This is a genomic window from Sphingomonas mangrovi (assembly GCF_047975845.1).
Lineage (GTDB): Bacteria > Pseudomonadota > Alphaproteobacteria > Sphingomonadales > Sphingomonadaceae > Sphingomonas.
In genome coordinates, this window is the sequence record NZ_JBIUCZ010000005.1 from 71,567 (window position 1) to 95,748 (window position 24,182).

Here is a 24,182-nt window from a genome sequence, read left to right on the forward strand (position 1 = left end):
GACAGGGGCGGGGTGGCGACACCCCGCCGATTGAAAAGGGCGACCCGTGTCGTTGAACGAAATCTTCGGATCGGCGCTCTCGGGGCTCAACGCCGCCCAGGCCGGCCTGCGCACCGTCTCCAACAACATCGCGAACGTCGGCACCGCCGGCTACGCGCGAGAGAAGGTCGCGACCACCACCGCCGTCACCGGCGGCCGGGTCACCGGCGTCGCGGTGGGAGAGACCACCCGCGTCGCCGACCGCTTCCTCGAATCCACCGTCTACAAGCGCGCCGGCGACGTCGGGAAGGCGGACGCCACCGCCGCCTATCTCGACCGGTTGCAGGCGCTGCTCGGCGCTCCGGGTGCCGAGTCCGGCCTGCCGGCGCGCCTCGACGCCATCAGCCAGTCGGCGATCGCGATGACGGCCAGCACCTCGTCGGTGCAGGCGGTGGCGGGCTTCACCGCCGACGTGCAGGACGCCGTCGCGTCGATGCAGCAGCTGAACGACGACGTCACGATCCTGCGCGGCGACGTGGAGTCGGAGGTCGGCAACAGCATCGATCGCATCAACGGCCTGCTCGTGCGGATCGACGATCTCAACAGCACGGTGTCGCGCCTCGATGCGCTCGGCCGCAGCTCGGCGGGTGCGGTCGACCAGCGCAACTCGGCGGTCGAAGAACTCAGCGGGCTAATGAAGCTGACGGTCCGCGACCAGCCGGACGGCCGGGTCACGATCGAGACCGCCTCGGGCACGACGCTGCTCGACCGGCGACTGCGGCTGCTCTCCTATCCGTCGTCCGGCGAAGGCGTGTCGCAACCCGACTACCCCAGCATCGACATCCGCTTCGCCGACGCCAGCGGTCAGCCCGGTGCGTCGACCGGCGACAAGATCGATTCGGTCGCGGTGGGCGGCAGGCTGGGCGGACTGCTCGACCTGCGCGACCGCACGCTGCCGGCCTTTTCCGAGAAGCTCGGCGTGCTGTTCGGCGGCCTTGCCCAATCGCTCAACGCCGTCTCCAATGCCGGCACCACCGTGCCGCCGCCCAGCCAGCTCACCGGCGGGCAGACGGCGCTCACCGGCAGCGACCGGCTCGGCTTCACCGGCGCAACGACCTTTGCGGTCACCAAGGCCGATGGGACGCTGGTCGCGAGCACCAAGGTCGACTTCACCGCGCTCGGCAGCGGTGCGACCGTCAACGACGCCGTCGCCGCGATCAACGCCGGCCTGCGCGGCGTGGCGACCGCGAGCTTCGTTGACGGCAAGCTGACGCTCCAGGCCAAGGGCTCGGGCACCGGCATGGTCGTCGCGCAGGATGCCAATGCGCCGAGCACGCGGGGCGGCGCCGGCTTCTCGCAGTTCTTCGGCCTCAACGACGTCGTGAAGAGCGACGCGAGCACGCTCACGCCGTCGGGCTTCATCGCCGACGATCGCACCGGCTTCACGGCCGGGGAGACCACGGAGATCGTGCTGCGAGACGCGAGCGGCCGCGCGGTGACGCGCTATTCGATGACCGCGGCCGAGGGCGACACGTTCGGCGACCTGGTGTCGCAGCTCAACGACAGCTCGCTGGGTTCGTTCGGCAGCTTCGCGCTCGACGACAAGGGGCGGATCCAGTTCCAGCCCTCCGCCAGCGTACCGGGCGCGTCGCTGTCGATCCCGTCGGATTCGACCAACCGCTACGGCACCGGCCGCTCCTTCTCCTCGATCGTGGGGCTCACCGGCACCGAGAGCGGCCTGTCGACCGCCGGCGTGCGGCCCGACGTCCTGGCGGATGCGACCAAGCTGCCGCTGGCGCGGTTCCAGGATGGCGTCGCGGTCGGCGGCAAGGCGCTGGGCGCGGCCGACAACCGCGGTGCCACCGCCTTCGCCGATCAGCTCGCCAAGGCGGTGGATCTCGGCCGCGACGGCGTGACCACGCTGGAGCGCTTTTCGAGTCTGCTGCTCGGCAACGCGGGGACCCAGGCGAGCCAGGCGTCCGACGCGCTGGCCGACGCCACCGCCCGGAGTACCGACGCGGTCAACCGCCGCGACAGCTTCTCCGGCGTCAACATCGACGAGGAACTCGCCAACATGGTGGTGCTCCAGAACAGCTATTCCGCCGCCGCGCGCGTGATGACCAGCGCGAGCCAGATGTACGACACGCTCATCGCGATGATGGGCTGAAAGGACGCCGCATGACCCGCATCGCCACTATTCCGTTGCAGCGCACGATGGCGGGCGCGATCCAGCAGGCGCAGCAGAAGCTGGCGGTGAGCCAGACGCAGCTGGCGACCGGCAAGAAGGCACCGAACTTCGCCGCGCTCGGCACGCAGGCGGTCCGCAACCTGTCGGCGCATTCGCTGGTCGCGCGCGAGAAGGCGCATTCCGACGTCGCCGCGCAGGTCGGCACGACCCTGTCGCTGTACGACAGCAACATTTCCGGCCTCGACACGCTGGGCACCGATCTGCGGCAGAGTATCCTCTCGGCAGTCGGCACCGGCAACTCGCCCGGGCTTCAGGACGCGATCAACGTGGCCTTCGACCAGTTCCGCGCGATCCTCAACGCGTCTTCGGGCGGAGCGCCGCTGTTCGCCGGGTCGCAGAGCACGCCGCCGTTCACGCCCGAAACCCTCGCCGACACGGCCGGGCTGGAACCGGAGGCGGCGTTCACCAACGACGGCGTCCGCGCGTCGGCGCGCGTCGGCGACAATATCGACGTGGAATATGGCGTCACCGCCAGCGCGCTCGGCACCGACATGCTCGCCGCGTTCCGCACGCTGGCCGAGATGGGGGCGGTCGGCGACACCCCCACCGCCGAACAGACCCAGGCGCTGCGAACGGCACTCGGCCAGATCGACGGGGCGATGGGCGGCATCCGCAACATCAATGCCGAGAACGGCCGCAAGCAGACGCAGCTGGAGACGCTCGGCACCCGCGCCGACCAGCGTGGACTGGTCTATCAGGACATCATCAGCCGCAACGAAGACGCCGATCTCGGGCAGGTGGCCATCGATCTGGCGCAGCAGAAGGCGGTGCTGGAGGCGAGCTATTCGGTGTTCGGCCAGCTCTCCGGCCTCAGCCTGGTCAACTATCTCCGCTGACCGCCGGCCCGGAACGCCTCCACGCGTTCCGGGCCTTTCTTCGTCGTTAGCCGCGCGGCTCAGGCCGCGGGAAGCTGGACCGACTTAGTATTGGTTGCGAGCAGGTCGGCAATGGCGCCGGCCGGGCTCGCGGCGGGCAGCGCAGCCATCGCCTTGCTCAGCGCTGCGGGATCGATCGCGCCGACCGGATCGGTCAGCACGTCGAAGGTCGCCGCCGTCGGCAGCTTCGCAAACGATCCGGCGTAGCGCGACTTCAGGCGAGCCAGCGGCGCTTCGCGTCCCAGCATTGCCAGGCCGATCGCCTGGCGCAGCACGATCGTCTGATCGACGTCGTTGAGCGCGCCGGGGCGCGGCAGGTTCGCCTCGTTGGTGGCGACCAGGCTCGTCCAATCCTGCTTCTGCCAGAGGATCTCGCTGCGGATGCGGTTGCCGTCGGGCACGTCCTGCAACACCGCCAGCGCCTCGCTGGTCCGGCCGAGCAGGTGCAGCGCGGTCGCTTCCACCCGGTGGCGGTCCCACAGCATCTGCTCCGGATAGAGCGGCCCTTCGCTGGCACGCAGCGCGCCCAGTGCGCGATCCGGTCGCGCGGCGAGGATGTAGAGGCTGGCGACGCGGACCGACAACGGTCCCTGCGCCAGGTCGCGGGCGCGCGCGGTCAGCTGATATTGCAGCAGCTCGGCGGCGCGGCCGTAGAGCCCCGCGGCCTGGAGCCGGTCGGCGAGGCGGCTGACCAGCAGGTCGCCTTCGGCGCCGCCCGGCGCGAGATCGCGGAAGTCCCAGTAGAGCCCGGCCGCCTTGTCGAGCGGCATCCCGCTTTGCGGCGCCAGCGCCTGGGTGAACTGCGTGCGCAGCGACACGAGCGTCGGCCCTGCTTCCGCGCCGAGGTCGAAGTAGCGGAACAGCGCGGCTCCGGCGGCGAGCGAACGGTAGGTGTCGTGCCGGTCGGCGCTCAGCCGCACGGTCAGCTGCAGCGCGCGCTGTTCGATGTCGCCGCCGCGCCAGGTGAAGCGGATCTGGTCGAGCTGCTTGAGCGCGTCGGCGGGAAGGATGCTGTGGTCGGCGACGCCGGCTTCCAACGTGCTCAGCCGGGCATCCATCCGCTGCTCGGCGGTGCCGCTCAGCCCGACTCGGTCGAGCCGTAGCCGCCCCGCCTGCGCGTCGCCGAGCGCGAGATAGGCGCGGCCGCGATAGAGGTTTGCGGCGGGGTCTCTGTCGGGCAGCAGCGCCAGCCATTTGAGTGCCTGCGCCGGTCGGCCGCCCTCGACCGCCGCGCGCGAGGCGGCGAGCACGAACGGCGCGCGCTGGCGCCCGGTCCGCGCGTTGATCGCCGGCAGCGCGCAGTCGACCTGCGCGATCGCCTGCTGCGCGAGCCCGGCCTCGCCCATGCCGCGCATCCGCCAGGCGCAGGCCTCCGCATTGGTGGCGAGTTCGGCACCGCCGAGTGCCTCGAGCGCTTCGGCATACTGCCCCATCTGGATCAGCGCCGCGCCGCGCGCGAGCTGCCACGCGGGGACCAGCGCGAGATCGGGGTCGTCGCTCCTGGCGACGTCGAGCACGCCCAGCGCCTCGCTGCCGAGCCCCTGTCCGACAAGGCTGCGGGCATAGGCCCAGCGCGCCTGCTGCCGGGTCTCGGCCGTGCTGGCGGCAAGCGCCGCCCAGGCGTCGGCATAGGGCAGGATCGTCCATGCGCCGGGGCCGGTGATGGTCGGCTGTTCCGCGAGCGCCGCCGCGAAGCCGGGAAAGCGCGGCTTCGAGGGAGTGGGGGCGGAGGTCGGCGCCGGGGCGATCGGCGACGCCTCTGCGGAAGGTGTGGTATCGGCGGGCACTGCCGACGAAGCCTCGTGCGCGACCGGGCTCGCGGCGGCGGCGAACAGCAGCAGGGCGGCGGGCTTCGCCATCACAAAATCCCCAGCAGCGGCAGGGCGACGCCGCCGGCGATGCAACCGACCAGGAACAGCGCGGCAAGCAGCGCCGTCGTCTTGCCGCTGCGGGCAGCGCCGGCCGCGGCCGGTCCGCTTCCGACCTGCGGGGCGGGGGCGGCACCCGTCGGCGCCACATCGCCCCGGCGGCGCTGCGGCGTCGGCGCGGCGCCGCCCGAATTGACGACGCGCATGCGTGCGGGTTTCTGATCGTGGCTCATCGCGCGTCCCGGAGTGAGAGTTTCCATTCTATTATAGAGGGAAGGCGGCTGCGTTCGGCGTCCGCGCAGCGTTGCCGGAGCTTGTCGATGCGATCCTTTCTCCTTTCCGCCCTGGCGCTGTCGCTCGCGACGGCCGGCGTGCCCGCGCACGCCTCGGGCGGCGCAGGGGCACCGCATCTCGTGACGATGGACGAACTGGCAGTGCCGATCGTCGACGGCGCGCGGGCCGACGGCACGTTGCGTTTCCAGCTGGTGCTGGAGGCGAAGGACGAGGGCGCGGCGCACGCGCTGACCGCGGCGCTGCCGCTGCTGCGTGCGGCGGCCTTGAGCGAGGGGCTGGAGTTCGCGCGGCTCTACGCCTCGCCGCGGCTTCCCGTCGACGCGCGGCGCCTGGCGTCGCGGCTGACCGCGGCGCTGCAGGCGCAGAAGCCCGGCATCGCCCGCGTGCTGATCGTCAAGGTGATGGCGGTTCCGGCCTAGTCCTGCCGCGGCGGGTCCGCCGGGGCGATCGGCTCGTCGAGCCAGTCGTGCGGCAGCGGCACCGTCAATTCCTGCTCCAGCATCTGGACGACCCGATCGAGCGCCAGCAGCAGCGTCTCGTCGTCGCGCTTGGCGGCGTCGCGCATCTGCGAGACGATGTGCTCGACGGCCTCCGGTGCGAATTCGGTGCGGATCTCGGACGCGCGGATCGCCACCATCGCCTCGCGCGCGAGCTCCTGCAGCGCGGCCCGTTTCTCGTCGGAGAGCGATTCCCGCGGCGTGCGATCGAGCACGCAGATCGCGCCAAGCGCTAGGCCATCCTCATCGACGAGCGGCGCCCCCAGATAGAAGCGGACGCCGTCTTCCGGCGTGACGAGCGGATTGGCCGAGAAGCGCGTGTCGGCGGTGGCGTCCAGCACGCACAGCGTCTCGCCGGGCTTGCGCACCGCATAGCTGCAGAAGGCGACCTGCCGGGGCAGTTCGCCGGGCAGCCCGATCGCGACCGGGCACCATTGCCGCTCGCGATCGATGATCGTCAGCGCGGCGATCGGCGTGTCGAGCAGCGCCGCCGCCCGCTCGACGATCGCGCGCAGCGCATCGTTGCTGCGGATCGCGAGCACGCCGGACGCGAAGACGGCCGCCTGTCGCAGAGTTTCGCTCGGGTCCGCGGAAATGGCCAGCTGCTCCTCGTCGCCGCTCGCGCCTCCGCGAGATCGGGCTGCGCTGTAATCGTGGAATGGAGACGCAATTGCAATTAGGTAGTTATGCGTGCCCGTTACTGGACGGAATCAAGGGCGCGCCGCTGTATTTCGTGCGCCGGGCGGTGGACTGGAGACCGGGTATCGCCGCGCCAGTGCCATGCTGAGCTTCGCGGCGCCCTTGGGCGTCATCTGCCCCAGGATCATCGCCGCTGAACGCTCGCGCATCTTCTGCGCGACCTTCATCTGCACGTCGAGGTCGAGCTGCTCGAGCACCACCGCGGCCTGCGCCGGCTTCATCGCCTGATAGATGCGGGCGAGGTCGTCGTACTGGTCGCGCTCCTGTTCCATCCGGCCGGCGCTCCGCGTCGGCTCGGCAGCGGGGGCGGCGTCGGCCTGCTGGCGGGCGTCGAGGTCGGCCTTCAGCCGGGCCTCGGCGGCGCGGGTCGCCTGCTCGCGCAGGTCGAGCGCGCGCTTGCGCTCGGCCACGGCACGGTCGCGGGCGTTCATCTCTCCGCCGATCGCGGCACCGAGCCGGGTCTGCGCCGGCGCGCCGCCGCCGGCGACGTCTGCCGTGTCGGGGGAGGCGGCGCTCACCCCGTTGGCGACCGCGGCGGCGGCGGCCACGGCGGCGGTCAGCGCCAGCAGCGAAGGACGCCGGATCATGCCGCCACCTCGTCGGTCTCGGGCTGATCGGCGGCGGGACGATTGGCGTTGCTGGCAGCCGCCATCAGCCGCTCGGCGGTGTTGTTGGCGATCTCGATCATCACGCCCAGCTCGTCGGCCATGTTCTTGCCCTCGTCGATCACGCGTGCGGTGGACGCCGACTCGATCAGCGCGCTCTTGAGCTCGGACAGCACGCTGCGCGCCTGCGCGGTCGAGCGGTCGAGCGCCCCGACCACGTCGGTCAGCGCGCCTTCCTTCACCGCCTTGAGCGAGCGCATCATCCGCACGCTCTGCACCAGCACGGCAAGGCACAGCGCCATCGTGGCGATGTTGGTGAGCACGGCGAAGTTCATGACTGGCTGTCCTTGGCAACGTCCGTCACCAGACGGATCGCGATATTGTTGCGGCGCTGTCCGATCTGCGCGCGGCCCAGCGTGACTCCGCCGCACTGGATGTCGAGCGGATCGTCCGGGCTCTGGTGGAGGGCGATGGTCTGGCCGATGGCGAAGTCCTGGATCTCCTGCAGCGTCAGCGGCTTCTCGCCGAGCACCACGTCGACCAGCACCTCGGTCTTGCGGATCTCCGCGCTCATGTGCGCTTCCCACACATTGTCGCCCGCGAACTTCTCGCCCATGAACCGCTGGCCGAGCTGATGGCGGACCGGCTCGATCGTGGCGTAGGGCAGCAGCACGCTGAACTTGCCGCCGCGACCCTCCATGTCGACGCGGAAGGTGGCCACCGCGCAGATGTTGGTCGGCGCGGCGATCGCGGCAAAGCGCGGGCTGGTCTCGATCCGCTCCAGCTTCATGGTGTTGGGGGTGATCGACTTCAGCGCCGCGCTCATGTCGGCGAGCGCGAGCTGCAGCATGCGCGCGACCAGCCCGGTCTCGATGCTGGTGAACCCGCGCCCGTCGATCACCAGTGGCGCCGCGCTGCGACGCCCGCCGAGCAGCGCGTCGACCACGGCGTAGATCAGGCCGGAATCGACCGTGATCAGCCCGTAGTTCTCCCACTCCTCGACCCGGAACACCCCGATCATCGCCGGGAGCATCACGTGGCTCATGAAGTCGCCGAAGCGGATGGTGTTGATTTCCTCCAGGCTGACGTCGATCGCGTCCGACGTCAGGTTGCGCATCGACGTGGCGAAGGTGCGGACCATACGGTCGTACACCACCTCCAGCATCGGCAGCCGCTCGTGGCTGATGACGTTGGATTCGATCACCGCCTTCAGCCCGACCTTGGGCTCCGGGCGCGTGTCGAGGTCCCCGAACAGCGCGTCGATGCCGGCCTGGTCGAAGGTCGCATCCCCGCCCATCGGCATCACCGGCGGGTCGGGGAGGGCGAAATCGTCGAAATCGTCGCTCATTGCTGGATCAGGTCCTGGATCAGCACGTCCTTCACCTTGCCCGATCCGAGCGTGGCGTTGGCGCGCACCAGCATCTCTTCCTTGATGCGGAACACCGCGGCGGAGCCGGCGAGGTCCTCCGGACGGAGTTCGCGCAGGAACGGCTGATAGGCGTCGAGCAGCAGCGGCAGCTTGTCGCGCAGCGCGTCCGGCGTGGCAGCCGCCCCAGGTACGAGCATGAAGTGCAGCTTGAGGAAGTGGCTGCCCCCGTCGGCGTTGCGCAGGTTGATGACCATCGCCGGCACGTCGACGAACGCCTCGGCACCGTCGCCGTGACCCTCGGCGCTTTCGTCTTCCTCCGCTGCCTCGCCGTGCTCGGCGGTGGTTCCGGCCTCGGCCTCGCCGCCCATCAGCGCATAGGCGCCGCCGCAGCCGCCCGCGAGCAGCACGGCGGCGGCCGCAGCGACGATCATCATGCGCTTGCGCTTGTTGGGCTGGGGCTTGGCCGGTGCGGCGGTGCCTTCGACCTCGGTGCTGACCTGCTTGTCTTCTGCTGACACTGACTTCGCCCCTGAACCGCTTGCCTCGGCAAGCCGCTGAATTTGCGTGGCGTCCGAACCCGGACGGCCGTTTCCTTCCTATTATAGAGCGGTGAGCGGGCAACTTTTGCCTAGCGGACACCGGATGCAGATTTTTCGAAGAGGCCGCGGATGGACATCTCCTCCTATGTGCTGCTCAGCCATGAACAGGCGCTCCGGCGAAAGCTGGACGTCGCCGCCAACAACATGGCGAACATGAGCACCGCGGGGTTCAAGCGCGAGCAGCCGGTGTTCCGCGAATATGTCGAGCGGGCCGACCAGGCGATGGTGCCGGACGCAAAGAAGACGTCGTTCGTGCTCGATTTCGGCCAGGTGCACGACACCGCCTCGGGCAGCTTCGAGGCGACGAGCAATCCGCTCGACGTGATGATCGACGGCCCGGGCTATCTTGCGGTCGAGACGCCGGCGGGCGGCACCGCCTATACGCGCGCGGGCTATGTGAAGGTGCTCGACAGCGGCGATCTCGGCACCGCCGGCGGCCAGCGCATCCTGGGCGAGGGCGGCAAGCCGATCAACGTGCCGGTCGAGGAGCAGGCCAACCTCTCCGTCACCGACGACGGCACGGTGATGGGCCGCGAAGGCCCGCTCGGCCGCATCGCCGTGACCGTATTCGACGACGAGCGCGGGGTCGCCCCGCGCGGCGACGGCATGTTCGACGCGCAGAACGGCCGCGAACTGCCCGCCGCCGAGACCAAGCTGCGCTCGGGCGGCATCGAAAGCTCCAACGTCCAGCCGATCGTCGAGACCACCTCGATGGTCGAGATCCTGCGCGCCTATCAGACCAGCGTGCAGCTTTCCCAGAGCCTGTCGGACATGCGCAAGAGCGCGATCGACCGGCTCGGCCGCTTCAGCTGATCCTCCTCTCTTCCTTTTTCTCTCGAAAGGTACGCCATGCGCTGTCTCTCCACCGCCAGCACCGGCATGCTGGCCCAACAGACCAACGTCGATGTGATCTCGCACAACATCGCCAACATGAACACGACCGCGTACAAGCGGCAGCGGGCCGAGTTCCAGGACTTGCTCTACCAGAACGTGTCGCGGCCGGGCGCTGCGACCGGGCCGGACAGTAAGGTCCCAACCGGCATCCAGATCGGTCTCGGCGTCAAGACGGGCGGTGTCTATCGCATCCATGAGCAGGGCACGCTGCAGCAGACCGACAACCGCTACGACCTGGGCATCCAGGGCCGCGGCTATTTCCAGGTGACGCTGCCGAGCGGCGAGACCGCCTATACCCGCGACGGCGCCTTCCAGCTGTCCGACCAGGGCGAGCTCGTCACCACCGACGGCTATCCGGTGCAGCCGGGGATCACCGTCCCGCAGGACGCGGTCGACGTGTCGATCTCCAAGACCGGCGAGGTCCAGGTGAAGACCGCCGGCGCCCCCGAGATGCAGACGGTCGGTCAGCTCCAGCTCGCGACCTTCGTCAACGAGGCGGGGCTCGAGGCGCAGGGCGGCAACCTGCTGCTGGAAACCGCGTCGTCGGGCCAGCCGACCGTCGCGACGCCGGGCGATCCCGGCCTCGGCACGCTGCAGCAGGGCTTCGTCGAGGCGTCGAACGTCAACCCGGTGGCGGAGATCACCGCTCTGATCACCGCGCAGCGCGCCTATGAGATGAACAGCCGGGTGGTGAAGACCGCCGACGAGATGCTCTCCACCACGAGCCAGCTGCGGTGATCGGGCGGCTGTCTCTCGTCGCGCTCGGCCTCGTCACCGCGCTTCCCGCGGCGGCACAGACCGGTGCTGCGGCCGTCGAGGTGCCCGTGCTCAGCCGCGCGGTCGCGCGCGGCCAGCTGCTAGGGCAGGACGACTTCGCGTCCGAGCCGCGGACACCGGCGCAGGCGCGCAACGCGCTGCCGGTGGGCGATGCGGTGGGCAAGGAGACGACCCGGCTGCTGCCGGCCGGCACCGTAGTTCGCGCGAACGACGTGATCGCCCCGCGGCTCGTGCGCCGCGGCGAGCCCGTCACCATCACCATCCGGTCCGCCGGGCTGGCGATTGCCACCGGCGGCCGCGCCCTTGCGAGCGCCGGGGCAGGGGAGATGGTGCGCGTGGTCAATCTGTCCACCAACCGCACGCTCGACGCTGTGGTCGAGGGTCCGGACGCCGTGCGCGTGACTGCGCCGTGAAGCTGCAGCGGAGTTTGGCTTCCATGAACAAGACCCTTCCCCTGCTGATCGTCGCCGGCGCCGCATTGTCGGGTTGCGGCACGGTCGGGAACCTCAAGATGGTGGGCAAGGCCCCGCCGCTGAGCGAAGTCGGCCAGGTCGACGCACCGTATCTCGAGCGATCGCTTGGCGAAGCGGGCGCGACCCAGCGCCGCACCGCGATGACCCCGCCCGGGGCGGTGCAGACGCCCAGCGCCTCGCTGTTCCGCGCCGGCGCGGGCGCGTTCCTGGGCGACCAGCGCGCCGCGAGCGTCGGCGATATCCTGACGATCCGCATCAACATCGCCGACCGGGCGGAGGTCGGCAATTCGACCAGCCGCTCGCGCGCCGGGTCGGAGAACGCCAGCGTCGCGTCGCTGCTCGGCCTGCAGAAGCTGCTGCCGGGCAACGGCACCAACCTCGCCAGCACCAACTCGCAGTCGCAGAATTCGGGCGGTGGCAACATCAGCCGCAGCGAGACGATCAACATGACCATGTCGGCGATCGTCACCAACGTGCTGCCCAACGGCAATCTGGCGATCCGCGGCCGGCAGGAGGTGCGGGTCAACTATGAACTGCGCGAACTGATCGTCACTGGCCTCGTCCGCCCGCAGGACATCTCCCGCGACAACAGCATCGCCCATTCGCAGATCGCCGAGGCGCGGATCAGCTACGGCGGCCGCGGCCAGCTCAGCAGTGCGCAGCAGGCGCGCTGGGGCCAGCAGATCTACGACGCGCTGTTCCCGTTCTGAGGGCGCCTTTGAAAGGCGTGTCGACCCGAAAACGGCGTCGAGGGCTCCCCGCCTTCGGCGCCGTTTTCGCGTGCCCTCGGGGCAACACATCCCGATGCGAGGCTGACCGCGAAAAAACATGATCGCTGACGCCGCTCGGCCGAAAACTTTCCCAAAATGAAAGCACAGGCCGCTGGGGCGGCCGGTCGGGGGTCAGCGAGCTGACCCATGATCGCAGAAGCGATCTTCATTCCAGAAGGAAGTATTATCATGGGTATGTCCGTAAACACCAACATTGGCGCGATGGCGGCTCTTCAGAGCCTCAACTCGACCAACAAGGACCTGTCGACGGTTCAGAGCCGCATCAACACCGGCCTGAACGTGTCGTCGACGAAGGACGATTCTGCCAAGTACACGGTTGCCCAGACGCTTCGCGGCGATCAGGGCGTCCTGACGGCGGTCGGTTCGTCGCTCAGCCGGGCGAAGAGCACCACCGACGTGGCGGTGGCCGGTGCGGAGCAAATCTCCGACATCGTCAACCAGATGAAGGCCAAGGCGAAGGAAGCGTCGGACGAAGGCCTCGATGCCGACAGCCGCGCTGCGATCGCCAAGGACTTCGGCGCACTGAAGGATCAGATCGGCTCGATCATCGATTCTTCTTCCTTCAACGGCACCAACCTGCTGAAGAAGGAAGACGCCGCTGCCCCCGGTAGCGGCTCGGTCAAGGCGCTGATGTCGACCGACATCACCAACGGCACCACGCTGACCGTTGCGAACCAGGACTTCTCCACCGACGTTCTGGACGCGATCTCGGCCGGCGCCGTCGATACGGCCGCCAACTCGAAGACCATGCTGACCACGCTCGACACCGTCGGGAAGGCGATCAACACCAAGCTGAGCACGCTCGGCGCGGCGTCGCGCAACATCGACGGTCAGTCGTCGTTCGTCAGCAAGCTGTCGGACACGATTGCGGCCGGCATCGGCAACCTCGTCGACGCCGACCTCGCCAAGGAGTCTGCCAAGCTGCAGGCTCTGCAGGTCAAGCAGCAGCTTGGCGTGCAGGCGCTGTCGATCGCCAACCAGGCGCCGCAGACGATCACCTCGCTCTTCCGTTAAGGGAGGCGGGAACCGCCCGTTTCCCCAACGCGGGCGGGATCGCGATGAAGCCGGGACGGACCCTACCGTCCCGGCTTCTTTTTTTCGCGCCGGCGAGGGTGTTTTCCCTCGCTGCTGCGCGCTGCCTCAGGCCCGTCGCGATCGTGACGCGCCTATAATGAGTGCAGCAGGAGGTACGCTTGTTCGCCAGGGCCAGGGCCATCACCGATCCCACCGGTATCCGTCTCAACGTCGTCGTGGAGGCGCAGGCCGACGGGCCCACGCTCGTGCTGGAGCGGCCGAACGTCCGCGGCCGGCCGCGTGCGGTGCTCGACGCCTATGGCGCAGAGCTGCTGTGGGGCTTCATCATGTCCGCCCGGATCGCGGGCGACCAGCCGCTTCCCGACGAATGCACCGACGGTGCATGCACCACCCGGCTGCGGCTCGCTGCGTATCCCGAGCCGGCGATCTTTCTCATCCAGGCCGGGCTCGATCGCCCGCTGGAGATCCCCGCATCGCTCTGGGATCGGCTCTATGCCGAGCTCTGCCTGATCCTCGCGCATCTGCGCGCGTTTCGTCGGCAGCGAGAACTCGAACTGCCTTGATCCAGAGCATTACGCAGAACCCCTTACTTCTGCTCCACGCAGTTCTGCGGCATCAGCCGCGCCCTGAGGCCGGCGAGCGCCGCATGCCGAACGCGAGGACGTAGACGAGGGGTATGATGGTTCCGCTAGACTCCAGCCGTGCAGTTCGTGCGGAACCCGCCGTCGTCAGGACGAACCCGGTCGAGTACCGGGTGACCCTGACCCTCTCGGTCGAGGATGCGGCGGCGCTCTGGACGGCAGCCGCCGCCAAGACGATGCGGACCTCCGCCCTGACGCACGAGGATGTGCTCGACACGCTCGGTGCGTGCGAGGAGGCGGAGATCGCCGACTGCCTGGCCGCGCTGCTCCTCCCGATCGACCTGGCGGGTTGCCGCGCGCAGGACCTGCGCATCGACGCCGTCCCCGTCCTGGCCGCGGTTCCGCCGGTCGCGGCGCTCGGCCTGCTCGGTCCTCCCGGGCGCCAGGCCGCCTGAAACCACGCGCTGACGGCCAAAGCCGCGGCGCTCCTCCCGTGTCACTCGCCAATCTGCCGAAGCGTGGGCGCACAACGCCCACGTGCGCAAGCTAGCGGATCGCCCCCGTCATTCATCACCCTGACGGAAGTCTGGGTCCATTCGCGCTGCGCGCGAGGTATGAGCGGGGACAGCCACCGCATCTACCTCGTGCGGCGCCATGTACCGGTGGGAGCTCTTCGACGGGTCGCGGTGATGAGCGTCCCGGTCTCGAAGATGCGGGCTGGCGAGGAACTGGGGCGTATCGACATTCATCGTTGAAGTCCTGAACTCCCCCCTTCATCCGTTCGCCTCGAGGTGCCGTCGAGCTTGTCGAGACGGCGTATCGAGAGGTCGGCATTCGCGGCTCTCTCGATACGGGCTCTCGACAAGCTCGATCCCCACTCGAGACGAACGGGAAATGCGTGAATGTCGATCCGACCTAGATCCCTCCCTAAGAAGAGCGTTGAAGCCGCAAGGGGACACGCCCCGTGGCGCCGATCGGCGTGAGATCCCGACGGCAGCAGCCTTCACCACCGTCCTGCGTCCCCTACCGGCAAACAAAAAAAGACCCGCCGCAGCACGATCGCTGCGGCGGGCCCGTGTCGACCGATGTAGGTCAGCTTGGGATCAGAACTCGTTCCAGTCGTCGTCACCGCCGGCACGCACCAGCGCGGGGACGGCCGCTGGCGGAAGCGGGCGGGCCGGCGCGGCGAGGCGCTGGTCGAGCGTTCCGGCCGACCGCTGCGGGCGATCGATGCGGCCTTCCTCGACGCGGAAGTGCGAGGTCTGCTCGGTCATGACCGTCACCTCGTTGCTGAGGTTGCGCGCGGCAGCCGACGTTTCTTCGACCATCGCGGCATTCTGCTGGGTCGAATGGTCCATCGTGCTGATCGCGGCCGAGATCTCGGTGATCGCCGCCGACTGCGCCTTGTTGTCCGCCGCCATCGTGCCGAGCAACTGGTGGACCTGGCCCACATCGCCCGAGATGTCGGAAAGCGCGCCATCGACCTTCTGCACCGCTTCGACCGCCGTCACGATATCCGCCTGGGTGACGGTCAGCTGATCGCGGGCGCGCTTCGCCTCTTCCTCGGCGCGCATTGCCAGAGCGGAGACCAGGTCGGCCACCACCGCAAAGCCGCGACCGGCGTCGCCGGCGCGTCCGGCCTCGACTGCCGCGTTCATCGCGAGCACCCGGGTCTGGAAGGCGATCTTGTCCACGCCCTCGATCACCGAATCGATGCCGCGGGCGCTGTCCGACACGCGGTTCATCGCCTGCACCGCTTCGTCGGCGATGGCGCGGCCGCCGTTGACGGTCGAGATCGCCTGGTCGGCGCGATGCACGGTGTCGCTGGCGGCGACCGCGGTCGCCTTCAGGCGGCTGTCGATCTGCGTGAGCGACGCGGAGGTTTCCTCCAGACTCGCCGCATTGGCTTCGGTGCGCCGCGCGAGGTTCTCCGAGGCGTGGGCGATCTCACCCGAGCCGGTGCGAACCGATGCCGTGCTTTCCATCACCGCCCCGATCAGCGTGCGCAGTTCGGTCAGGGCACCGTTGAAGTTGCCCTTCAGCGCCGCATAGGACGACGGGAAGTCGGCGGTGATTTCCGCCGTCAGGTCGCCCTTGGCGAGGGCGCCGAGATGCTCGTTGAGCACCCGGACCACCTCGGTCTGGGCGGCGGCCTCCTGCTGCTGGTGCACCGCGGCGTCGCGGAAGGTCAGCATCGCGCGGGTCAGCCGGCCGACGCAGTCGCTGTAGTCGGTGTACTGGATCGGGCTGGTGAGGTCGCCGGCGGCGACGCCCTCCATGCGCACCACCGTCGTGACGTACGGATCGGCGATGGCGCTGCGATAGAAAGCGCCGACCACCACGGTGAGCACGACGAACAGTCCGCTGAGAACGAGCGAGACCCATCCGTCGAAGAAATAGCCGACGAGCCCTTGCGCCGCGATCAGCGCCGTGAAGGTGCCGAACGCGATCTTCAGCTTCGTGCGGACAGGCGCGATCGCCCGGAACCAGTACATGCGTGGCCTCCTCCAGCCCAAGTCGTGGATCGTTGTGATCCGCAGATTGTGACGGTTCGCCCCACAATGGGTGTGAAAAAGAACCGTTCCTATCCCGTTATAGAAGGCAGGAGGTCGCTTCGGCGGCGATCGGCATTACCATCACAGCGTTTCCGAAACGGAGCCGAATGGAGGAAAAGGGCGCAAGTCTGGCGCACCGGCGGTCGAATAGAGCATTTTTCAATCAGTATGCGTCCTAGCCGGCGGCAGCGAAGTAGTTGGCGCATTCGGCTGGTGTGAAGGCATCGAGGCTTTCGTCAATGACACTCCAGAGGTGCTCGATGGTGCGCGCAGCGGCCTTGCGCAGCAGCGTCTTGAGCTTGGGAAGGTGTTCTCGATCGGGTTGAGTCGGGGCTGTAGGGTGGGAGGAACAGCAGGAGCCGCGCCCCATCCGCCCAGATGGTTTCACGCACCGCGTCTCCTTTGTGGGCGGGAAGGTTACCGAGGATCACGACGTCGTTGGGCTCGAGCGTCGGCGCGAGGAACTGTTGAGTGTAGGCAAAAAACCACTCGCCGGTTATCGGCCCGTAGAGCACCATCGGCGCGGTCATGCCGGTCAACCGGAGCGCGCCGACGAAGGTGGTGGTCTTCCAAATGGCCATGCGGGATGGCGGCGCCGAGCCGCTGCCCGCGCGGCGCGGCCGTGGAGGCGCGCCATCTTCGTGTGCGCGCTGGTCTTGTCGATGAAGACGAGGCGATGCGGGTCGAGGTCGAGTTGGCCCTCCGACCATTTCCAGCGCCGCTTCAGGACGTCGGGACGGTCCTGCTCCGCGGCATTCCCGGACTTTTTTTGTGCGTGATCCGGCAACGCGCGAAGAAGCGCCACAGACCCGCGACGCTGATCGCGACGCCGTGCCCCGGCAAGCTCGATGCGCAGGCCCGCCCGCGTGATGTCCGGCTGTCGCTCGACCGCGCCCAGGATCAGGTCCGTATGCGCCTCAATCCGGCGCGAGCGGCGGGCGCCGCCTTGGCGCTTCGGCGTCGCATCACCCTTCGCGTTCGCAAGCGCGTTCCACCGGATCGCGCTCGACGCGCTCACCCCGAACCGCGCCGCCGACTGGTGACACGACGCACCAGCCGCGACCGCCGCAAGCACACGCTCCCGAAAATCCAACGACAAAGCTCGCGTCATGCATGCCGGCCGCCGATCCCGGCGGGCAGCCTGGAACCACATCGGTCCCGTTTTGTGAATCCCCGTCGAAACAGTCAGCTCGAAACATGCTCCGGGACCGGCGGCGGGAGGGTTCGCCCGCGCCAATCAGATGGACTACTATCTGCTTTGAAGACCTGTCCAAATGGACGGAACGGCCGAAACTACGCCGGTCGGGCTTCACCTCTGGTACAGGATCACAGCGGGCTGGATGCTCCTCGCTCTACCCACCCGGCCGGGCTGTTGTGCTATCAGATCCTTACGCTCACTGTTCCGGCAGCGGGTCGAAGCTGATTGTCGAGCGGATATCTACCGTGTCCGGCCCGATCGCCATCGGGCACGTGACGCCCGGCATTACCGCGACGTCGAACAGCTCGGTGATGAAGCCCTCTAGCTTCAGCCATTCCACGATGTCGCCGGTCGCCAGATCGACGACCAGCACGCCGCACCACGGCTCCGCGTCGCGACCGCGGAGCGCCTCGTCCAGCGCCAGGCCGGCGAAGGTGCCGTTGCGGGGCTTGGAGACGGTGACCAGCGCATGGCCGGCGTGGATCGACATGCCGCGCAGGAAGCCGGGGCAGAAGGCGATCGTGGTCTTCTGCCCGCTCTCCAGATCGACCCGCACGATCTCGCCGCGGCCCGAGTCGAGCACATAGGCCGCGCCGTCGTGAAGCCGGGGGCTGTGCGGCATGGAGAGCTGGTCGGTGACGATGCGGCCGGTATCGACCTCGATTAGGACACCGCCCTCGTGCCGCCGCTCGCGCCAGCCGGTGACGATGTCGCTGCGGCTGACCGCGGTGACATAGCGTGGCTGACCGCCGTCGAAGGCGACGCCGTTGAGATGGCAGCGGTCTTCGGGTGCGAGGCGCGAGATGAACGGCGGCTTCCAGATCGGCCGGAAACTGTGCACCAGATCCAGCGTGGCGAGGCAGCTGTACTTGGTGTTGACGAAGATCACCCGCCCTTCGTCGTCGGTACCGACCTCATGGATGTCAACATCGCCGACGGTCTGGGCGTTGCGCGGCACCAGCGCCATGTCGAACTGGCCGTTGGCGCGCTCGCCCGGACGCAGCATGTTCTCCAGCCGCCACACCTGCGAAAGCGCGCCCAGGTAGAGCCGCCCTGGCTGGTAGCAGAGCCCCATCGCGCGCACGAAATTCTGCTGGTTGAACGAAACCGTGCCGTTGGCGAGCAGCCCGACCAGGAACAGCTGACCCGTCTGGTAGGAGGTGAAGGCGAAGCTGGTGCGATGGCTGCGCAGCCAGTCCGCCAGACCACGCGAGACGGTGAGCTGCGTGCCTGTCTGGGCCACGGCCGGCACCGTGTCGCCCCGTGGCGCCGGCGTGGCCACGGTGCCTTCAGTCGCTTGGTCCGTCATGCAGTGCCTTCCATTAAGCCGCAGCGCCTGCCGACCCGGCTCATGGGCCGGCAGGCGCGCGCGATGCCGGTCAGAAGCGAACGCGCAGCCCGACGCGGCCGCCGCCGCCGCGATACTCCTTGCCGAACTCGCCGTGGCCCTCGAGGAAGCCGCTGACGCCGCTCGACATGGTGACGTTCATGCCCAGCGTGCCCTGGCCGAAGGTGTTCAGCCGGTCGCCGCGAACCGAAAATACCTGCCCGCCGCTGGCGAAGCGCAGCCCGTCGCGCCCTTCGAACTCCTTCACGGCCGCGCCCGCTGCATAGAAGGCGACGGTGGAGCCGGCGAGATCGGTGCGACCGCCCAGCCGCAGCCCTGCCTTGCCGCGAAGCCCCTCGAACCGATCATAGTCGAACGCATTGGCGCCGACCTCGAAATCGTCGAGCGAGGTCTGGCTGTAGGCAAGGCTGACGAGCGGTTCCGCGAAGAAGCTCGCCGAACCGAGCCGCAAGCCGGCCTCGACCTTGCCGCCCCAGGCGTGCGCGTCGTCGTCGCCCTTCAGCCCGGCGATGTAGCTGCGTCGACCGACCTTGTAGAAATCGTACTTCGCCAAACCGTCGACGAAGAACGGGCCGCCGTGGAAGCCGGCATAGACGCCGACGTTGAACGCATCGACCTGGAAGCGGTCGCCGCCGCCGGCCAGGAACCGCGTGGTCGAGTTGAGGTAGCCTGCCGTGACGCCGGCGATCGCGCCGCCCTCGGCGGAGCCGTCGATCACATCGAACCCGACCTGCGTGCCGAAGGCATCCTGCCGGTAGCCGAGGTTCACGTCCGGCTGCGCCAGCCCGCCGAGGTCGAAGTCGCGGCGGTCCTTGCGCGTGTTCACCTCGCCCAGCGACTGCAGCCACAGCCGGCCCGAGCCGGTGGCCGCCTCGCTCGCCCAGGCGGCATCGCGGCTGGACGAGAAGCGCGCGCTGACCGCGTCGGCCGAGCGATTCCACAGCGTCGTCAGTGCTTCGCCAAGCTGCGCCTGGCGATAGACGGCGGTGCCGGGGGCGCTGACCAGCTGATAGGCGGTCGCCTCCGGGGCGTAGGTGATGCCGAACGCAACGACTCCGACCTCCTGCGAACCGCCTGCCAGCGTGAACGCATCGGGGCTGGACGCGGCGGCGACGTCGACCAGCGTCACCGGGGCGAATAGCGTCGGCGTGCCCGTGGCGTTCAGCGCGATCTCCGTGGCGCCGGCGGCACTACCCAGGATGAGCTGGTCGGTGGTCGCCGTACCGTTGCCGAACGCGACGTCCAGACCCAGCGTCGCGTCGCCGCTGCCGGTGTAGGCCGTGTTCGCAAACGTCAGCCGGTCGCCGGCCACGCCGTTGCGAAGGTCGATCAGACCGCTGCTGGCAAGCGTCTCGAGCCCGGCGACCGATGCCGCCTGTGCTGCGCCGGCGGTGTCGAGCCGGATCGTGCCGCTGCTGGTCAAGGTGTCGGTGCCGTCGCCGAAGTCGCTGACGCCGGTCAGCGTCCAGCGGCCGCTGTTGGTCAGCGTGTCGTTGCCGTCCGTCAGCAGCAGGCGACCGTGGATGTCCCCGCTGTTGGCGATCGTCGCCGGCGCGCCGGTGACGCGCAGCGCATAGCCGCTGCCGCCGGCGATCGTGCCCGCGTTGTCGACCACGGCGCCGCGGACGGAGTCGATCCACACCGCGTCGGTTCCCCCGACGACGGAGCCGCCCGATGCTACCGTCAGCCGCGCGATGCCGTCGAGTGCGGGATCGCCCAGACCGATATTGCCCCCGCCGCCGACGCCCCCTGCGCGCATCCGCACGGCGATTCCGCTGTCGGAAACGACCGCGCCGGTCGCGCGCACGTCGGCGCCGCCGCCGAACCCGAACGCACGGATGGCGATGCTGTCGGCGCCCGAGGTGCGGACCGACCCCACATCGACAATCACGTCGCCGCCGAAGCTCGCCGCTTCGATGCCGTTCGCCTTGTCGCCGCTGGTGCGGACCTGGGTGGCGTTGACCGTCACCGAATTGCCGCCCCCGGCCGAGATGCCGAATGCTCCGTCGCCCGCGGTGCTGAGCGAATCGACGTCGATCGTCACGCCGCCCCCGCCATAGGCACTGATGCCGCCGGCCCCCGCGCCGGACGTTGCGACGGTCCCCGTGCTGATCGAAATCGGACCGGAAAGAGCGCGCGCAACGATCGCGGTGGAGAAGTCGCCGCGCGTGGCCACCGAACCGGCGCCGCTGATGGCGATCCCGCCATAGGCGCTGTTCGCGTCGATGCCGTTCGCCTCGATCCCGGTGGTCACGATGGCGCCGTTGTTGACGACGCTGGCGGTGCCGTAGCCCGAATAGACGCTCACCGCATCGGCGTAGGCGCCCGCGGTGGTCGCCGACTTCCCGACGGTGGCGGTGGCATCGTTGTACGCCTCTACGCGCACGCCGATGGAGTTGTCGCCGGCCGTGCTGACCGTGTTCACGCTCGCGCTCGCGTCGCCGTAGAAGGCGACCGCGAACGCGCCGTCCGACGAATAGCCGGTCGTGGAGACCGCGTTCACGTCGACCGCAGCATTGCCGTAATAGGAAGCGGTAAGCGCGCCGGGCGCATAGTCGCCGGCCGTCGAGATCGTGCCGCTATTGGCGACGGAGGCGTTGCCCAGGATGCTGACGGCGTAGACGCCGGCAGCGTTGTAGCCGGTGGTCGTCACCGACCCGCCCGCGATCGTCACGTCGTCCAGCCCGATCGCGGCGACGCCGAACGACTCCTCGCCGCTGGTGGCGATCGCACCGTGGGTGATGGCGATGGTGCCGCCGCCCAGCGCGGTCGCGTCGATCCCGTCGGCAGCGTCGCCGCTGGTCGTGATCGTGCCGGTGTCGATCGTGATGTTGCCGTCGGCGCCCAGCGCATTCGCGGTTTCGGCGCGGATGCCGTCGGCGCCGTCGCCGGCGGTGACGATCGCCGCCTGGCCTGCAACGATGTTTCCGGCGTAGCTGTAGAGGTCGAGGCCCGTTCCGCTGGACTGGACCGCTCCCGTGCCGGACACGGTCACGTCGCCATAAGCGAGCGCGACGATGCCGGCACTGCCGGTGCCTGCGGTGGTGACGGAGCCGTTGTTGATGACGGTCGCGTTGCCGGTCTGGCCGACCGCATAGACGCCGGGCGCGTTGGCACCCGCGGTCGAGACGTCGCCGTTGATCGTCACGGCCGCATTGCCGCCGGCCGCGACGATCGCAGGAGCGTTGTCTCCCCGGGTCGACACGTCGTTGACGTCGATCGTCACGTCCCCGGCGGTCGAGGCGAAGACACCGATCCCGCCCGATCCTTGGGTCGAAATCAGATTTGACGAGGTGACGGCGATATCGCCGGTATCGCTGGTCGCGTAGATGGCGGAGGGGCCGCTGTAGACGTCGCCGGTTCCGGTGGTGATCACCGTATCGGCATGGATCGTGGTATCGGCGGTGAAGCTGTCGGAGAGGATGCCGATGCCGTTGGCGCCGTTGACGGTAACCGTGCCCGCGTTGATATTCACGACGCCGTCGTTGCTCGAGAACACGTTGATCCCGTGCGAGTAGTCGCCGTTCACGGTGACCGTATCGACCGTGACGTTCAGATCGGCGTCGAGAGGACCGGTACCGTTCTGGAAGGTCGCCGCCTCGATCCCGCTCGCGACCCGGCCGTTCGTCGTGACGGTTCCCAGGTCCAGCGTCATGTCGCCCGAGCCCTCGGCGCTGACCCCGCGCGAGTAGTTGCCCGCAGTGGTGATGGACGTCGCCGCGATGGTGGTGGCGCCATTGTTCCCATAAGCGACGATGCCGCTGGCCGATCCGCCGTTCGTCACGATCGTGCCGGTGCCGCTGATGGTCACCCCGTTCGATCCGGAGGCGAAGATGCCGACGCCTCCGCCGGTGGCCGTGTCGATCGCGCCGTTGTTCGTCACCGTCGCACTGCCGTCAAACGCCTGGGCGCGGATGGCCATCGAACCATAGTCGGTCGTTCGGATCGTGCCGTTGACCGTCACGTCGACCGAATCCCCCGCTGCGACGACCGCGTGCGAGACGAAACCGTCGGTCGAGACATTGCTGACCGTGACGCTCGCATTCCCGCCCGGTGCTGCGGCCGCGTAGAGGCCGGGCGCGAAATCGCCCGTGGTCACGATCGAGCCGTTCGAGACGACGGACACGTCGCCGCCCGCGCGAGAAGCGCCGGCGACCGCGAAGCTGTAGTCGCCGGTGGTCGAGGCGTTGTCGACGTTGAGGGCGACATCGCCTTCGTAGCTGGTCGCGACCACCGCGTTCGAGCCCGCGCCAGAGACGGTGACGGTACCTGCGTTCACGGTCACGTCGCCGGAGCCGAACGCGGCCGCGGAGATGCCGGTCGCGTCGTCGCCGGTGGTGGCGACCGTGCCGACCGTCACGCTCGCAGCGCCGTCGCCATAGGCCCTCACGATGGCGCCGGTGGCATCGTCGCCCGCGGTGGTGATCGTGCCCGCGTTCAGCGTCGCACCGCCTGCGCCGGTGCCGAACACGATGGCGCCGTAGCCATAGTCGCCGGTGGTGGCGATCGTGCCGGCGTTCAGCGTCGCGGTGGCGCCCTGGATCTGCGCGCCGAAGGCGGCGTAGCCGCTGGTCGCGATCGTATCGACCGCGACGTCCACCGTGCCCTGCGTTCCGAACGAGACCGCCTGCACGCCGGTGGAATAGTCGGCCCCGGTCGACACTTCGCCCGCATCGACCGTGATGTTGCCGCCTGCCGCGGTCAGATCGATGGCGTTGGAGCCATAGTCGTAGAAGCTGCCGCCGCTGGTGGTGACGCGGTCCACGGTGACGGTCAGGTCGCCGTTGCCGACATAGGCGTTGATGCCGCCAGTGTAGTAGCCGGTCGCGTCCACCGTTCCGGCGTCGATCGTGACGTTGCCGGCATAGGAATTGGCGCTGATGCCAAGCGTGCCGTTGCCGGTCACCGCGATGCTGCCGGCGTTGATGGCGATGTCGCCGGCATAGGAGTTAGCGTTGATCCCGCCGCTCGCGCGGCCCTCGGCGGTCAGGCTCTGCGTGTTGATGGTGATGTCGCCATAGTTCGTGCTGGCGAGCACCCCGGTCGAGCCGGTGCCGGTGACGGCGATGCCGGTGTCCGGTGCCGAGTTGAGCGTCACGCCCCCGTCGTTGAAGCCGATTAGCGCCACGCCCGTGCCGCCGGCACGCTCGATGGCGACCCCTGGATCGAGATTGACGGTCAGGTCGTACACCGGAACGGCCGGATCGAGGCCCGGATCCTGCGTCGGATCGACGGCCGGCGTCGTGTACTCGATGCCGTTGCCGTAGGGATTACCGGCAGGGGTGCAGGTCACGGTGCCCTGTTGCGTGGGGCCGCACTCGTCCGCCGCCTGGGCGACTCCGGGGGCGAGCAGCCCAGCGGCGAGGCTCGCAAAGGCGGTGGAAAGCAGCAGCGTCCGCGCCCCGGGTCGCGACGCCGAAAACGCCACGCCGACGCGTGCAGGCTCATTCACCATACTGCCCCCTATTTGCATCCGTTCTGGATGTTCTACCGACAT

20 protein-coding genes and 1 pseudogene are annotated in these 24,182 nt (G+C 68.9%); 10 read left to right on the forward strand and 11 right to left on the reverse strand.

Annotated elements, in window-relative coordinates:
* Window positions 1-46 precede the first annotated feature (46 nt).
* Both ACBY01_RS04415 and ACBY01_RS04420 read left to right on the forward strand, forming a co-directional pair.
* On the forward strand, window positions 47-2,146 hold the full coding sequence (locus ACBY01_RS04415) for a FlgK family flagellar hook-associated protein (protein WP_416459558.1): 2,100 nt from the start codon (window positions 47-49) through the stop codon (window positions 2,144-2,146).
* An 11-nt stretch (window positions 2,147-2,157) separates the two neighbouring features.
* Window positions 2,158-3,063 (forward strand): flagellin family protein, encoded by a 906-nt coding sequence (locus ACBY01_RS04420; RefSeq protein ID WP_416459559.1) that lies wholly within the window; start codon window positions 2,158-2,160, stop codon window positions 3,061-3,063.
* Between the two features lie 59 nt (window positions 3,064-3,122).
* Here ACBY01_RS04420 and ACBY01_RS04425 read toward each other — a convergent pair whose 3' ends face one another.
* Window positions 3,123-4,961, reverse strand: a complete 1,839-nt coding sequence (locus ACBY01_RS04425; RefSeq protein ID WP_416459560.1) for a hypothetical protein — start codon at window positions 4,959-4,961, stop codon at window positions 3,123-3,125.
* Complete coding sequence (locus ACBY01_RS04430) at window positions 4,961-5,203, reverse strand: hypothetical protein (RefSeq protein ID WP_416459561.1); 243 nt, start codon at window positions 5,201-5,203, stop codon at window positions 4,961-4,963. Before ACBY01_RS04430 ends, ACBY01_RS04425 begins: the two co-directional genes overlap by 1 nt.
* An 87-nt stretch (window positions 5,204-5,290) precedes the next feature.
* On the opposite strand from ACBY01_RS04430, the gene ACBY01_RS04435 reads away from it, so the two are divergent.
* Window positions 5,291-5,683 carry a hypothetical protein gene (locus ACBY01_RS04435; protein ID WP_416459562.1) on the forward strand — a complete coding sequence of 131 codons (393 nt, stop codon included), beginning with the start codon at window positions 5,291-5,293 and terminating at the stop codon, window positions 5,681-5,683.
* Here ACBY01_RS04435 and ACBY01_RS04440 read toward each other — a convergent pair.
* The 5 genes from ACBY01_RS04440 to ACBY01_RS04460 all read right to left on the reverse strand — a co-directional run bounded on the left by ACBY01_RS04440 (window position 5,680) and on the right by ACBY01_RS04460 (window position 8,952).
* A complete protein-coding gene (locus ACBY01_RS04440; protein ID WP_416459563.1) occupies window positions 5,680-6,303 on the reverse strand; it encodes a GAF domain-containing protein in 624 nt (207 codons plus the stop codon). The two genes, ACBY01_RS04435 and ACBY01_RS04440, sit on opposite strands and share 4 nt — an antisense overlap.
* 168 nt (window positions 6,304-6,471) lie before the next feature.
* Entirely contained in the window at window positions 6,472-7,047 is a 576-nt protein-coding gene (locus ACBY01_RS04445; RefSeq protein WP_416459564.1) for a MotE family protein, read from the reverse strand.
* The gene (locus tag ACBY01_RS04450) at window positions 7,044-7,400 is read right to left on the reverse strand and encodes a DUF6468 domain-containing protein (protein WP_416459565.1); all 357 of its coding nucleotides are present in this window, start codon (window positions 7,398-7,400) and stop codon (window positions 7,044-7,046) included. The genes ACBY01_RS04445 and ACBY01_RS04450 overlap by 4 nt, the downstream gene beginning before the upstream one ends.
* The gene (gene fliM, locus ACBY01_RS04455) at window positions 7,397-8,413 is read right to left on the reverse strand and encodes a flagellar motor switch protein FliM (protein ID WP_416459566.1); all 1,017 of its coding nucleotides are present in this window, start codon (window positions 8,411-8,413) and stop codon (window positions 7,397-7,399) included. The genes ACBY01_RS04450 and fliM overlap by 4 nt, the downstream gene beginning before the upstream one ends.
* Complete coding sequence (locus ACBY01_RS04460; RefSeq protein WP_416459567.1) at window positions 8,410-8,952, reverse strand: flagellar basal body-associated FliL family protein; 543 nt, start codon at window positions 8,950-8,952, stop codon at window positions 8,410-8,412. The genes fliM and ACBY01_RS04460 overlap by 4 nt, the downstream gene beginning before the upstream one ends.
* A gap of 150 nt (window positions 8,953-9,102) precedes the next feature.
* Here ACBY01_RS04460 and ACBY01_RS04465 point away from each other — a divergent pair, with 150 nt between their 5' ends.
* From ACBY01_RS04465 to ACBY01_RS04495, 7 genes are all read left to right on the forward strand, one after another.
* On the forward strand, window positions 9,103-9,846 hold the full coding sequence (locus ACBY01_RS04465; protein WP_416459568.1) for a flagellar hook-basal body complex protein: 744 nt from the start codon (window positions 9,103-9,105) through the stop codon (window positions 9,844-9,846).
* 36 nt (window positions 9,847-9,882) lie between these two features.
* Window positions 9,883-10,665 carry a flagellar basal-body rod protein FlgG gene (gene flgG, locus ACBY01_RS04470; RefSeq protein ID WP_416459569.1) on the forward strand — a complete coding sequence of 261 codons (783 nt, stop codon included), beginning with the start codon at window positions 9,883-9,885 and terminating at the stop codon, window positions 10,663-10,665.
* Window positions 10,662-11,117 (forward strand): flagellar basal body P-ring formation chaperone FlgA, encoded by a 456-nt coding sequence (flgA, locus tag ACBY01_RS04475; RefSeq protein WP_416459570.1) that lies wholly within the window; start codon window positions 10,662-10,664, stop codon window positions 11,115-11,117. The genes flgG and flgA overlap by 4 nt, the downstream gene beginning before the upstream one ends.
* A gap of 23 nt (window positions 11,118-11,140) precedes the next feature.
* Window positions 11,141-11,887, forward strand: coding sequence for a flagellar basal body L-ring protein FlgH (flgH, locus tag ACBY01_RS04480; protein ID WP_416459571.1), 747 nt, complete (start codon window positions 11,141-11,143; stop codon window positions 11,885-11,887).
* Between the two features lie 249 nt (window positions 11,888-12,136).
* Window positions 12,137-12,982 carry a flagellin gene (locus ACBY01_RS04485; RefSeq protein ID WP_416459614.1) on the forward strand — a complete coding sequence of 282 codons (846 nt, stop codon included), beginning with the start codon at window positions 12,137-12,139 and terminating at the stop codon, window positions 12,980-12,982.
* Window positions 12,983-13,161: 179 nt separating this feature from the next.
* Window positions 13,162-13,566 carry a hypothetical protein gene (locus ACBY01_RS04490; protein ID WP_416459572.1) on the forward strand — a complete coding sequence of 135 codons (405 nt, stop codon included), beginning with the start codon at window positions 13,162-13,164 and terminating at the stop codon, window positions 13,564-13,566.
* A gap of 191 nt (window positions 13,567-13,757) precedes the next feature.
* Window positions 13,758-14,039, forward strand: a complete 282-nt coding sequence (locus tag ACBY01_RS04495; RefSeq protein WP_416459573.1) for a hypothetical protein — start codon at window positions 13,758-13,760, stop codon at window positions 14,037-14,039.
* Between the two features lie 648 nt (window positions 14,040-14,687).
* On the opposite strand, the gene ACBY01_RS04500 is transcribed toward ACBY01_RS04495, so the two are convergent.
* The 4 genes and pseudogenes from ACBY01_RS04500 to ACBY01_RS04515 form a co-directional block, all read right to left on the reverse strand.
* A complete protein-coding gene (locus ACBY01_RS04500) occupies window positions 14,688-16,079 on the reverse strand; it encodes a methyl-accepting chemotaxis protein (protein WP_416459574.1) in 1,392 nt (463 codons plus the stop codon).
* Between the two features lie 235 nt (window positions 16,080-16,314).
* Window positions 16,315-17,250 (reverse strand): annotated as a pseudogene (locus tag ACBY01_RS04505) (IS630 family transposase).
* Window positions 17,251-17,533: 283 nt separating this feature from the next.
* Complete coding sequence (locus ACBY01_RS04510) at window positions 17,534-18,646, reverse strand: TIGR03032 family protein (RefSeq protein WP_416459575.1); 1,113 nt, start codon at window positions 18,644-18,646, stop codon at window positions 17,534-17,536.
* Between the two features lie 70 nt (window positions 18,647-18,716).
* Window positions 18,717-24,140: a hypothetical protein gene (locus ACBY01_RS04515; protein ID WP_416459576.1), complete on the reverse strand. Its 5,424-nt coding sequence runs from the start codon at window positions 24,138-24,140 to the stop codon at window positions 18,717-18,719.
* Window positions 24,141-24,182 lie beyond the last annotated feature (42 nt).

Bases quoted from the DNA above. Each gene is read 5' to 3' on its own strand.
- ACBY01_RS04450 (WP_416459565.1), bottom strand. From the start codon at position 7,400: ATGAACTTCGCCGTGCTCACCAACATCGCCACGATGGCGCTGTGCCTT.
- ACBY01_RS04485 (WP_416459614.1), top strand. From the start codon at position 12,137: ATGGGTATGTCCGTAAACACCAACATTGGCGCGATGGCGGCTCTTCAG.
- ACBY01_RS04500 (WP_416459574.1), bottom strand. From the start codon at position 16,079: ATGTACTGGTTCCGGGCGATCGCGCCTGTCCGCACGAAGCTGAAGATC.
- flgH (WP_416459571.1), top strand. From the start codon at position 11,141: ATGAACAAGACCCTTCCCCTGCTGATCGTCGCCGGCGCCGCATTGTCG.
- ACBY01_RS04465 (WP_416459568.1), top strand. From the start codon at position 9,103: ATGGACATCTCCTCCTATGTGCTGCTCAGCCATGAACAGGCGCTCCGG.
- ACBY01_RS04445 (WP_416459564.1), bottom strand. From the start codon at position 7,047: ATGATCCGGCGTCCTTCGCTGCTGGCGCTGACCGCCGCCGTGGCCGCC.
- fliM (WP_416459566.1), bottom strand. From the start codon at position 8,413: ATGAGCGACGATTTCGACGATTTCGCCCTCCCCGACCCGCCGGTGATG.
- ACBY01_RS04420 (WP_416459559.1), top strand. From the start codon at position 2,158: ATGACCCGCATCGCCACTATTCCGTTGCAGCGCACGATGGCGGGCGCG.
- ACBY01_RS04510 (WP_416459575.1), bottom strand. From the start codon at position 18,646: ATGACGGACCAAGCGACTGAAGGCACCGTGGCCACGCCGGCGCCACGG.
- ACBY01_RS04515 (WP_416459576.1), bottom strand. From the start codon at position 24,140: ATGGTGAATGAGCCTGCACGCGTCGGCGTGGCGTTTTCGGCGTCGCGA.
- ACBY01_RS04435 (WP_416459562.1), top strand. From the start codon at position 5,291: ATGCGATCCTTTCTCCTTTCCGCCCTGGCGCTGTCGCTCGCGACGGCC.
- ACBY01_RS04430 (WP_416459561.1), bottom strand. From the start codon at position 5,203: ATGAGCCACGATCAGAAACCCGCACGCATGCGCGTCGTCAATTCGGGC.
- flgG (WP_416459569.1), top strand. From the start codon at position 9,883: ATGCGCTGTCTCTCCACCGCCAGCACCGGCATGCTGGCCCAACAGACC.
- ACBY01_RS04425 (WP_416459560.1), bottom strand. From the start codon at position 4,961: ATGGCGAAGCCCGCCGCCCTGCTGCTGTTCGCCGCCGCCGCGAGCCCG.